The organism is Ligilactobacillus ubinensis, assembly GCF_024160875.1.
GTDB lineage: Bacteria > Bacillota > Bacilli > Lactobacillales > Lactobacillaceae > Ligilactobacillus > Ligilactobacillus ubinensis.
This window is the reverse complement of the sequence record NZ_JAIULA010000027.1, coordinates 1-12692: the sequence shown is the minus strand read 5'-3', so window position 1 is coordinate 12692 and position 12692 is coordinate 1. Positions and strand designations below refer to the sequence as shown.

10 protein-coding genes are annotated in these 12692 nt (G+C 33.0%); 9 read left to right on the top strand and 1 reads right to left on the bottom strand.

Features of this window, described 5'->3' with window-relative positions; translation table 11 throughout:
• Positions 1–380: 380 nt before the first annotated feature.
• From LB941_RS10880 to LB941_RS10840, 9 genes are all read left to right on the top strand, one after another.
• On the top strand, positions 381–1670 hold the full coding sequence (locus LB941_RS10880) for an ABC transporter substrate-binding protein (protein ID WP_253361997.1): 1290 nt from the start codon (positions 381–383) through the stop codon (positions 1668–1670).
• On the top strand, positions 1657–2541 hold the full coding sequence (locus LB941_RS10875; RefSeq protein ID WP_253361996.1) for a carbohydrate ABC transporter permease: 885 nt from the start codon (positions 1657–1659) through the stop codon (positions 2539–2541). The genes LB941_RS10880 and LB941_RS10875 overlap by 14 nt, the downstream gene beginning before the upstream one ends.
• Complete coding sequence (locus tag LB941_RS10870) at positions 2534–3352, top strand: carbohydrate ABC transporter permease (RefSeq protein WP_253361995.1); 819 nt, start codon at positions 2534–2536, stop codon at positions 3350–3352. Before LB941_RS10875 ends, LB941_RS10870 begins: the two co-directional genes overlap by 8 nt.
• A gap of 19 nt (positions 3353–3371) precedes the next feature.
• Positions 3372–4454: an ABC transporter ATP-binding protein gene (locus tag LB941_RS10865; protein ID WP_253361994.1), complete on the top strand. Its 1083-nt coding sequence runs from the start codon at positions 3372–3374 to the stop codon at positions 4452–4454.
• Between the two features lie 13 nt (positions 4455–4467).
• A complete protein-coding gene (locus LB941_RS10860; RefSeq protein WP_253361993.1) occupies positions 4468–5310 on the top strand; it encodes a metallophosphoesterase family protein in 843 nt (280 codons plus the stop codon).
• Between the two features lie 640 nt (positions 5311–5950).
• A complete protein-coding gene (locus LB941_RS10855; RefSeq protein WP_253361992.1) occupies positions 5951–7546 on the top strand; it encodes an amino acid permease in 1596 nt (531 codons plus the stop codon).
• A 322-nt stretch (positions 7547–7868) separates the two neighbouring features.
• The gene (locus LB941_RS10850; protein ID WP_253361991.1) at positions 7869–9212 is read left to right on the top strand and encodes an aspartate aminotransferase family protein; all 1344 of its coding nucleotides are present in this window, start codon (positions 7869–7871) and stop codon (positions 9210–9212) included.
• Between the two features lie 2 nt (positions 9213–9214).
• The gene (locus tag LB941_RS10845) at positions 9215–10216 is read left to right on the top strand and encodes a phosphotransferase enzyme family protein (protein WP_253361990.1); all 1002 of its coding nucleotides are present in this window, start codon (positions 9215–9217) and stop codon (positions 10214–10216) included.
• A gap of 10 nt (positions 10217–10226) precedes the next feature.
• Positions 10227–10568 (top strand): P-II family nitrogen regulator, encoded by a 342-nt coding sequence (locus tag LB941_RS10840; RefSeq protein WP_253361989.1) that lies wholly within the window; start codon positions 10227–10229, stop codon positions 10566–10568.
• Between the two features lie 553 nt (positions 10569–11121).
• Here the strand turns inward: LB941_RS10840 and LB941_RS12605 are convergent.
• Positions 11122–11328, bottom strand: a complete 207-nt coding sequence (locus LB941_RS12605; RefSeq protein WP_425270539.1) for an IS3 family transposase — start codon at positions 11326–11328, stop codon at positions 11122–11124.
• Positions 11329–12692: the final 1364 nt, after the last annotated feature.

The following is a 12692-nucleotide window of genomic DNA, read 5'->3' as shown; positions in this document are numbered from 1 at the left end:
ACGGGGCCAAGGCAACTAGTTGTTTTGGCGCAAATATTTGAAGATGAAAGTATTGGGCTCAAGTATATAGAGATTGTAGTATATAGTTTTACGATTGAGGCTAAGTTTATGCAAAGGAATATAAATGTTAATAAAAGGAAGCATTTTTTGCTAATGATAAATACAATTATAAGGCTATATAAAGACATCCGAAGCAAGTTTGTTTTTAATAACCGAAGGCAGAAGTTCAAAAATATATAATTTGATTTGAGAAGTATTTTCTTGCTTTAGCAGACTCTAGCATGTTTGTTCAATAAGATATTAATTTACGTCTTCTTTACATATATACCACTAAATTTATACAACATTTTGTTAATTTTAGAGCAGAGGAGGAGATAGTAATGAATTTAAAGAAAAAATTGCGAATATTATTGGGTAGTTTAGCAGTATTTGTCTTGGGAATAGCGTTAGCGGGGTGCTCTACAGCTAAAACTGCGACAACAGCTAAAAATAAAGTAATCCATATTACTTATTGGCACGTAAATGCACAAACACAAGGTGGTACAGCAGTTAATGCGTTAGTGAAAGAGTTTAATAAAACACACAAAAATATTAAAGTAACTGCCAAGTATAACCCGAATATGTATCAAGGTTTAATGCAAAATTTACAATCAGCACAGGCTTCTGGTAAAGTACCGGATATTGTTCAGGTTGGATGGTCATATACTAATTATTTTGCGGATAATTTTAAATATTTAACCCCGCAGCAAGCATCCAAAGATTTTGATGGGAACGATAATTTTATTAAAAATAATTTTTCTACACGAACACTGTCATTTGCTAAAAATAGTCAGGGAAAATTAGTTGGTTTGCCATATTCGTTAAGTACACCAATTTTGTACGTAAACAAAACAATGTTAGATAAATATCAGATTAAGACAAGTGAATTGGCAACTTGGCAAGGAGTCGCAACAGCAGCTCGAAAGATAAAGCAGCAAAGTGGAAACTATGGCTTATATATTCAACAACCAGCAGATACGTGGGCACAACAAGCATTAATGCTAAGCAATGGCGCTCAGATTGAAAAAAATGGCAAAGCTGCTTTTGCAAGTAGAAAAGGAATTGCCGCTTATCAGTTGTATCAAAATTTAATTAAAGAAAATGTTGCGATTAATACCCCTTGGGCACAAGGAATTGATGATTTTGTTAATGGCAAGGTTGCGATGGCTTTTACAACAGTCGCCCAAGCTTCACATATTAAACAAAGTGTCAACTTCACAGCGATTTCAGTAGAAGCACCACATTTCAAAAATGAAAAAACAGTTGTTCCGGTTGGTGGCTCAATGCTTGCAATTACAGCGCAAAAGACAGCACAGCAAAAAGCGGCATGGGTATTTGAAAAATACATGTATCAGAATAGCTCTTTGTTGACTTGGAGTAAAGGAACAGGATATTTACCACCGACAAAAGAAGCTTTTAATTCAGCACAATTTAAAACCTATTTAAAAGCTAATCCAATGTTGAAACCAGCTGCAAAGCTAATTGATAAGGCAGTTGCGTGGACGTCATTTCCTAAAAATGGATTACAAGCTGAACAGACAATGATTGATGCTCGCGATAAGATCTTATCTGGAAGTAACGTAGCATCAACATTGAAAAAAGCACAGGAGACCATCAATGAGCAACAGTAAAAATAAACTTATACCGTTTCTTTGTTTATTACCAGCGGCTTTGATCCTTTCGATTTTTGTAATCATTCCAATTGGATACTCTTTTTATTTAAGTTTTTTTAATTGGAATTTGATTGCACCAACAAAGAATTTTGTAGGTTTACAAAACTACTATTCTTTGTTTACCGATCCGATTAATCGAAAAGTGATGGTAAATACCATCTTTTACGTTATTTTGTTGGTAATTCTTAATTTTCTTTTTCCGTATTTGATTTCGCTTATTGTGAAGTATTTTATAAAAAAAATGCAGGGTGCATATAAAATCATCTTTTTCATTCCCAGTTTGTTTTCTTTAGTTGTTGGTGCGATGGTATTTTCGTGGGTGCTAAATCCTGTTTCAGGTCCAATGGCATTTATCTTGCGAAAATTAGGAATGACTTTACCCAATTGGACTAATTCCGGCGTATTGGCAGTAGTTGTTTTATGTTTGATAACGAGTTGGAAAGTGTTTGGGTACAATTTTATTCTGTTGTTGACGGGCCTAGGTTCTATCCCACAGAATATTATCGATGCAGCAAAAGTCGACAGTATTCCGCGGTGGCGGTTGATTTGGAATATTATTTTGCCTTTAAATAAAGGAGTAAGTATCTACGTTTTGATATTAACGATTGTGCAAGGGCTAGCATATGTTTTTACTCCGATTAATGTTATCACACAAGGTGGTCCATATTACGGTTCATCAAATATTTTGTACCATACTTACTTGGATGCATTTGTGTTATATAAAACAGGAAATGCATCGGCACTGGCGATTGTAACTTTTGTGATTTTCTTATTTTTGTTATTCTTAGAAGTTAGGTTTGTCGAGAGAAAGGAAGCTAGCTATGAGTAAATCTAAAACACTAGGATGGCACTTGTTTTTAATTGTGATTTGCTTAATTGCAGTTTTACCTGTTGTGTTTATGCTTTCTAACTCTTTTAAGACATTACGAGAGTCATATCATTCAATATTACAATTAATTCCACTACATCCAACATTAAGTAATTACAAAACATTAATGCAAGAGGTTAATTTATTTGGGTTAATCTGGAATACCTTTTTCATGGCAACATTAGTAACATTTGGAAAAATCTTTAGTAGTATGTTAGCAGCAAGTGCATTCCAATATTATGATTTTCGGTGGAAGAAAACACTTTATTTTATTTTTGTGGCAACCATTTTTGTTCCTTTTACGACGATAATGATTCCCAATTATTTAGTAATCGCAAAGCTGAACTTATTGAACACAGTTGTTGGGGTTGTTTTACCGCAGTTGTGTGATGCAACTGGAATAATGCTGTTTACTAAGGCATTAGAAAAAATTCCGGCTAGTTTATTAGAAGTTGCAGCTATTGATGGGATACCGCGGTGGCGGATCTTTGTTAACTTATTGATACCAATGCTACGGCCTAACATTATTAGTATAGGCGCAATGTTCTTTATTAATTCTTGGAATGAATATGTCTGGCCAACGTTAATATTAAAAGATAAGAATAGTTTTACTTTGCCATTAGCATTACAAAACTATATTTCAAGTGAAGGCGGAACGAATTTTCCATTAGCTATGGCGCTTTCTTCAATTATGATTGTGGTTCCATTAGTGATTTATATTCTTTTTCAAAGGTTTATTTTAAATAGTATTAGTAGTACCGGGCTTAAATAAAGATAGGAGTATTTTTATATTGGAAAACGGGATAAAGATTGAATTAAAGGCAGTTTCTAAAAACTTTAAAAAGACGAAGATTATTAAAGAAATGGATTTACTAGTTAATCCAGGTGAATTTTTAGTCTTACTAGGGCCTTCTGGCTGTGGTAAGTCGACGACACTTCGAATGATTGCAGGTTTGGAATCAGTTTCTGCAGGAGAAGTTTTATTTGATGGAAAAAACGCTCAAAAAATGACGAGTTTGCAAAAAAATATTGCAATGGTCTTTCAAGACTATGCGCTTTATCCAAATATGACAGTTTCACAGAACTTGGAGTATGCCTTGAAAGTTCATAAAGTTGAAGTGGATGTACGTAAACAAAGAATTAACAAAATACTGAAAACACTGGATTTAATAAAAGTCGCAAATAATTATCCGAGTCAACTATCTGGTGGCCAAAAACAAAGAACTGCCTTGGGACGTGGGATGATTAAGCAAAGTCGTCTTTTTTTGCTGGATGAACCACTATCAAATATTGATGTGCAACTACGTGAAAAAGCACGAGATGAAATTCAATATATTCATCAACAAAATCAACAGACAATTATTTATGTCACGCATGATCAAACGGAGGCGATGGCTTTAGGTGATCGCATTGCAGTGATGGATAATGGTAAAATTCAAATGGTTGCAACGCCTGATGAAATTTACAATCATCCTAGAAACCTGTTTGTTGCAAAATTTATTGGTAGTCCGCAAATTAATTTAATTGCAGCTAAAGTTAATAATAATTGCTTAAATAAAGGAAAATTGCAATTAGTCAATGATCTAAAACAAATAACTGCATACCAATTTCAAGAAGAAGAGGAAATTTACTTTGGAATTCGTCCAGAAAATATTCAGTTAACAGCACCAAAAAAGGAGCATGTGGTAGGTATCGTTACTCAAATAACTGATTACGGCAGGTATCAGCAAATAATAGTAGAAATAGCTACAGATTTAACTTTAAAAGTTATTAGTAATGATACTACAACACAGGTGGGCGATGAAGTTGGGGTAGTATTTAATACAGATAAAATTCTGTTATTTGATACACAAAACGGAATGAATTTAAACTAGATATGGAGGTTAGATGATGAAAAGAATTCAAATTGTGCAGTTGTCTGATTTACATCTTGCACCACACGGAGAAAGATATTCTTTTAATCAACAGCTAGATCCGCTAAAAAAATTAGAAAGTTGTTTCGCAGATATTGTGCGGTTACCAGAAAAGCCGGAAATGATTGTGTTAAGTGGTGATTTAATTCATGAAGGAACGGCTAAAGACTATGAATGGTTACATGAATACTTATTTATTAAACAAGAAAAATTAAAAACGGAAATTAATGTAATTCTAGGAAATCATGATCGAGCAGATGCATTTTATACTGGATTTTATGGGTCGAAAGCACTGGAACATTATTATTACCAACAACAAACACCGACAGTCGATTATTATTTTTTAGATAGTAACTACCATAACAAAGAACAGGGATTTTTATCCAAAGATCAATTAGTTTGGTTAGATACAAAATTGCAACAACATAAAGAAAAACCAGCATTAATTTTTTTACACCATCCTGTAGCGGGAACGACATTAGAAAAAATGCGTTTTAGTATTCTGCAAAATGATTGTGAACTTTTAAAAATAGCTCAAAAAGCTAATGTTCGTGGGATTTTCAGTGGACACATTCATTTTTCGACCAATGAATTATTAGATGGAATATTATGTTCAACTGCTGAATCAACAGCCTATCATATTGATTGCACAGATTTACATGACCATGTAGTGGCAGATGCTTGTGGCTATAATTTGATTAGTTTTGATGGACAAAGCATCGGTGTTGAAAACCGAGTATTGTTAGCACCTCAAGAAGCAGTCATGCATATCAAAGTTACACAAACAGATTATGTAAATCTAAAATCAAGCGACTAAATTAAAAAAATGAGATAAAAAGTGTAAAAATTAAATAGTTTGTTTAGAGTTCAGGACAAAAAGTTCTGGGCTCTTTTTTGAATTACATAAAACAAAGTAGGGATTCTTGCAGTAAAAAAGGAAGTACTTTTTTAAAATTAAAACGTTTTCTTCATAAAAAGTCATTTTTTTGTTAAAAAAAGTATAAAGCGCTTCAAACTTCTGAAAACGAAGTTAAATGCAATATAAAAATTATATTCCAAGAAATGTTGATATATAAGCGTAAGTTTCTTTGATTATTCAGAGATGAATTTAGATATGCTTTCTTGACTTTGGAAAATCTAATAATATAATCGTTATAAATATTGTATAAAAATTCACTGATCGTAAAAGGAATAATCTATTATTCATAATCTAGAATGTCATGTTTCATGATTTTGTAAGGAATTAGCTATGTTAGAACTGTAAATTGTAATTATTATTCGTGTTTAGGTGATTATTATCTTTGTGAAGGTTAGTGGCATTCTAGATTAATAAATCACTAAATTAAGGTTTAGGAGTAAATTTCTCAATGATCTTTGGAAATTAGGATATTGGTTGTGCATATTTTAGAAAAATGTATTTAAGAAAGTGAATGTAAAATTTAGAAGGAGTTGATTTAATGATAATACTTGGAATTTTGATTATTATACTTTTTATTTTAGTGATGTGGAAAACAATTTCTGTGGCAAATAACTCTGTTAAAATCCACGATCCAAGTAAGGCTGATTCAATAAAGTCTTTTGGCTATAAACAAGAGTTAATAAGGGATATGGGTGGCTTTTCAAACTTTGCTGTCTCGTTTTCAATTATTTCTATTTTAACAGGTGCTGTTTCTTATTATGGCTATGGGTTTTCACAAGGTGGTCCTGCAATGATGGGGATAGGGTGGCCGTTAGTTACGTTATTTGTGCTATTTGTAGCGGCGGCAATGGCTGAATTAACCTCAGCAATACCTACTTCTGGAGCGATTTATCATTGGGCAGCTATTCTAGGTGGACCTACTTGGGGTTGGTTTACCGGGTGGTTGAATATAATTGGGCAAGTTACGATTGTAGCGGGAATCGATTATGGTTGTGCAACTTTTGCAGCTAATTTAATTTTTCAAAGTCCATCAAAACTTCAGTTTTTGAGTACATATTTTATCATTTTAATGAGTCATGCTATTTTGAATCATATGGGAATTGACTTAGTATCAAAACTAAATTCAGTTTCAGCAATCTATCATTTAGTTGGAGTTCTTATAATTATATTCTTTCTTGCGATGGCGGGTCCAGAACATCATATTTCTTACGTGTTTACAACTTTTTCAACACAAACTAAAAGTGGAACGCCATATTGGTGGGCATTTATGATTGGGCTTTTACAAGCTCAATGGACATTGACAGGTTATGATGCTTCAGCGCATACGAGTGAAGAAACAATAAATCCACGTGTTAGAGCTCCATGGGGTGTATTTATGTCAGTTGCTATTTCAGGAATATTTGGATACTTATTGTTAGTTTTAGTAACTATCTCCATAAAGAATCCTACCGCAGTAGCTGCTGCAGGCAATAATGCATTTATTGTTGCGATTCAACAAGCTGTTGGTCTTCATTTCAGTAATTACTTATTATGGCTTGTAACAATCGCAATGTGGTTTTGTGGTTGTTCTTCAATAACATCTTCATCACGCATGGTTTATGCTTTCAGTCGTGATGGCGGATTACCATTATCGCGCTATTGGAAAAAAGTTTCACCTAAGTTTCATACACCAGCTGTAGCTATTTGGTTAGTTGCAATAATCGCCTTTTTATCAGGTATATCAGATGGAGTTTATGCGGTGATTGGAACGATGAGTGTAATCGGATTGTATAGCTCTTATGTTATTCCAATTTCGTTAAAATTCCGAGCAAAAGTTAAAGGAATATGGACTGAAAAAGATGATGGACCTTGGAATCTGGGTAAGTATAGCAACTTTGTTAGTGTGACAGCTTGTGCGTGGGTTATTGTATTGATGGCAATAATGATTTTATCACCTACTGATGTGCAAATAACATCGCAGCTAATTATCCACTATGCTACTGGTAAGATTATTTTAGCAGCAATAGTAGTCTTGGTTATTTATTATAATGCATATGCAAAATATAATTTTAAAGGGCCAAAACTTGGATCCTATGAAACATTAAATCAACGTTTAGTGGATGAAAAAAGTACTAAATCAGCAAGCGTGGAGTAAATCGGCGAAATTAAGAAATAGCATATTTAAATCCTAGTTATATGTTATATCAAATGACATAAAAACAGGATTTTTTATTGAGTTTGAATATCAATGTGATCGATAAGGTAAAAAAAGCATTTATTTGTTCGAGTTTCAGCTATTTTGTAAAAAAATATAATTTTAAAACAAATAATGTCTAATATTAATTGTAATTTTACACATTTAATGTTATATTATATGACGTGTTACACCTAGATGAACAATTAGTTAAGAAGGTTTTGCCTTTTTCGTTGTAATGCTCATGTTTTAGAAAATAATTTTTTGATTGCGAGGTAAATCAATGGCAACTGATTCAACAATTATGGATTCGAATAGTTTTAAAATGTCGGATATTGATAAGTTAACTCCAGAATTAAAAGCGATGGTTAAGCGTCGTGAAATATTGGGCGAAGCGTACAGGCTTTTTTATAAAGAACCTTTAGACTTTGAAGAAGGACATGGAACAAAACTTTACACACCTGATGGAACGGAATATCTAGATGCTTACAATAATATTCCTTCTTTAGGCCATTCACGAAAAGAAATTCAAGAAGCTGTATCTAAACAGTTAACTAAAATTAACACACATACTAGATATTTAAATCAGAATATTTTAAATTATGCAGAGGATTTACTGGCAACTTTTCCTGAAGAATTAAACCGCGTTATGTTTATGTTGTCGGGTTCAGAAGCAAATGATTTGGCGGTTCGTGTTGCTAAAGCAGCAACTGGTGGCGAAGGAATAATTGTCACGGCGGAAGCTTATCATGGAAATACTGATCTAATCACTCGATTATCGCCATCAATTGGTTCAGATGTACCTATGGATATTGCTATGAGAATGATACCTACACCGGATACTTATCGCTTGGGTACGGACGATTTAGGCGATTGGATGGCAGAACAAGTAGAAGAACAAATTGCAGATATGAAGCGACATGGAATTAAATTTGCGGGAATTATGCTAGATTCAATCTTTTCTTCAGATGGTATTTTTCCTGGTAAAAAGGGATTATTAAAACCAGTTATTGATATGGTACATAAGCATGGTGGTATCTATATTGCTGATGAAGTTCAACCAGGATTTGGCCGTACTGGAGAAACATTCTGGGGATTCCAACGACATGGAATTGTACCCGATTTAGTAACGATGGGTAAACCAATGGCCAATGGGATAGCTTGTTCAGCACTTGTCGCTAAAGCAGATTTGCTTAAAGAGTTCAGTAAAACAACACCGTATTTTAATACCTTTGGTGGTTCGCCGGTAGCGATGGCTGCAGCTCAAGCAACGCTTAATACAATGAAAAAAGATAATACACAAGAAAATTCGTTGGAACGTGGAAAAGAACTAGTCTCAAAAATAAGCGATTTAGCTAAAAAGTATCCTGTTTTAGGAGATGTTCGTGGAGCAGGCCTGTATGTGGGTGTGGACATTGTAAAACCTGGTACAAAAGATGCGGATTATAATTACGCAGTCAGATTGATAGAGACGATGCGAGAAAATCATGTGTTACTTTCGCTTTGCGGACCTTATGGAAATGTGTTGAAGATAAGACCACCATTGGTTTTCAGTAAAGAAGATGTGATTAGATTTACTGAAATGTTAGAAAAATCGTTAAATGAAATGGAAGAAGAAAAGGAGTAGCCATGGGTGCTTTTGATAATATTCAAGTTTTTCATGAAGTGGCAAACCAAGCCATCAAAAAATATGATTTCCCTAGTATGACGGAAATTAAATTTTTGACATTAAGTGAAAACGCCACGTATTTGATTTATAACACTAAAACTAAAGAAAAAATTGGTTTTTTACGTGTGGGCCGGCCAGATTACCATACACATGAAGAGTATGATGCAGAAGTTGCTTGGCTTTATGAAATAAATAACTATACACCACTACAAGTGGCAAATCCTCTTTATGCTAGAGATGGTAGTTATATTCAGGACATAAAGGGCTCTGATGGTGATATGTACTATACCATGATTACAGAGGCATTGGCGGGTGAACCTTTAGATGAGGAAGATACAGAACATATTGTTAATCAATATGAAATGTTAGGTGAAATTACAGCCTATCTACATAAGCAAACTCAGATGTGGAATAAGACATCTACGCTAGATCGATGGGATTGGGATTATGATAATATCATTGGAAAAACCGCTAAATGGGGCCATTGGCAAGACTATGAAGGCTTTTCAGATGCAGATAAAGAAATCCTAACGCAGTGTGATGAAATCATCCAAAAACGTTTATTGCGTTATGGTAAAAATGATGAAAACTGGGGCTTGATTCATGCTGACTTACGGCAGTCCAATGTTTTAGTAGATGCGGATAAAAAAATTAAGGTCATCGACTTTGATGATGCTGGATTTGGTTGGTATCTGCAAGACTTAGCAGCTTCAATTTCATTTATTGAACATAAGGATATAGCCCCTGATTTAATAAATGGCTGGCTACGAGGATATAAAAAAGTTATGCCTTTTTCAGATGAGAGTTTCGCAGAAATTGATACGTTTATCATGTTACGTCGCCTACAAATGTCTGCTTGGTTAGAAACGCATTCAGACTCAGATCCTGCAAAGGGTTTTAAAATAGGTTGGGTTGATGGAACAATGATGCTTGCAAAACGATATCTAAGAATTTTTGGATAAAGGGGATAATATGAAAGAAATAGAATTCATTATAAATACTCAGAAAATGGAATTATTGAAGCGTATCTTAAATAAAGATGGAAAATATGGTGCTACATTTAATTTTGTTATGGGATATGGTCATCAGCAAGGGCACGGACAAATTTATACACGAGATGATAATCAAGAAACTAACTTATTACCTAAAGTTAGTATAAGAACAGTCGTGCCAGATGAGGTTGTGGATAATTTAATTGAGGATGTAACAAATGAACTTTCAGATGGTTCATTTGGAGATGGCAAAATTTTTGTGCGCAATATAGAAAATTCAATTCAAATTCGAACAAAAGCGCATGGAACTGATGCCTTATAACAAAAGGTATTCTTCTTGTTAGTGAACAGAAAGAAGCTCTTTGCAAAGTCATATTGATAGTTTGTTATATGATCGTTATTGCAAAAATTAAATAGACTATTTAGAGTTTGGAACAAAGGTTTTGGACTCTTCTTTGTCTCTGGATATTTGTTGTCAAAATGTGCGCTTCAATAACATGTAAACAAGATAATTTAACTCTCAAATTATCCAATTTTTGATATCAATGCTTTCTAGCTAACCGTCTTTTGTTCCGGTTTATCTTAGCTTTTTGCTAAATGCAATTATGGATTCATTTGAAAGATCACTTCTTCTAATGCTATTGCTAAAGATTCACTAATTTGTTGAGAACCTTCAGATGCGTTTTTTTGAAGATGGCATTTAGAAATACGCAAAATTCTCTGATGGAGTAGGTGAACATATAGACATATTCTGGATTAGTTACATTTTTTTGCGCCAAGAAATAGATAATAATAGTATCTATATGTTCAGTTGTCAGAGAGATAAGTAAGTTATGTTTGGCTAGGAGAGAAGGTTTGTGACGATAAGGACAGATCTATATATGAAAGGTTCGGAGGTGTTTTCGGTATTCAACCAGGGATAAGTCTTTTATTTTCAGGGAAATTCGTTCATTGTTAAACCACTGGATATAATCTTCTGTAATTATGGTTAAATTATTGATATTTTGAAATTTACAACAATTCAAGCACTCACACTGTAAGATTTGTGGTTTAACTTGATAATCAGATATTTGATAGTGCAAATTTTGATATGAATGATTGAGTTAATTCTAGTTAGAAGAGTATTTCCTAGTTCTGTTACGGTTCCCATAATCATTTTTTATCTGGATGAGCACTGATTTTCAAAGTAAATACCTCCATCAAAATATTTTTGAACGGATTCAATTTTAAAATTAGTTGAGTATTTGGTCATAAAAATACACCATAATTGTTAGTTTCTATGTCTAACAATTATGGTGCACTTCAGGACGAGAGGCTTTTTTAATAATTGATGATGATAGCTGTTTAATTATTTTAAAATTATATCATTTAAGGTGGTAATTTTAATGCTGAATAACGATAATAGGTTCTATGCGAATATCTGGACACCAAAACTAGTTACTTGATGGTAATATTTACAAAGGGTGCTATCTAAATATAATGATAGTAGAAAAGAAAAATAATAGTATGGATTTCATATTGGATATTATCGATTTTATTTATATTCCATAACTATGAACAAATAGTTATGGCGTCATCGTGGGAAAAACAATGATTCTAGTGTGTATGGACATAATTTATTCGATGATATTGATAGAGAAGATAAATTAGCGGCAGGTATTTGGGAAGAATTTTATATTTGCTGTATATTATTGATTACAATAATCGAGTATAAGGGCGATTGTAGCACCAGTAACGACAAGCTATCTAGTTGCTTTAGGTGCTATTAGGGTAAGAAAGTATTGTTATTATAGCAATACTACTTTTATTTGTAGGTAATTTTAAAACTATTCATTGGTTAATAGTGAAAATAATGATTAAATTAATTCAAAAATTGAATATAGAAGTAAGGGAATCATCGCTTTGATACAGGCGGTTTCCTGACTAATAGTGCAATATCACCAATCGATATAGTGTTAAAGGAGTATCTTGTAAAAATATCTTCCGCTCTAGAGTTAGAGCTTATATTTAAAATCCCTTTTTGGTGATTCACAAATTTAGAAGTAGTAGCCAAATTTTCTCTATGTAATGATTTAGTAAGAGTTGTAAGTCGTGAAAGGTTTTCAAAAACTTGTTGTGTCTTCAATCTATATTTGAATCTTTTTATACTAATAAGTTTTTCATTATATATCTCCATAATTATTAAAATTTATTATTTGAATTATAAAGTAATAGGGTAAATTAATTTATAAGTGATTCGCGGTTATGCCGCTTAAAGTATAATTGTAATTTGTATTTAATCAAAGGTTTAGCTATACAGGTAATAATTAAGTAAGTAAAAGTTTAAACTGATAGTCTGATAGAATTAAGTATATCTGGAATAGAAACAGGTTAGTGTAAAGTATTTGTGGGTAGAAATAAAAAAAGACAAAAAAGAGAAATAACTCTCTGTTACAATTGTAATTGC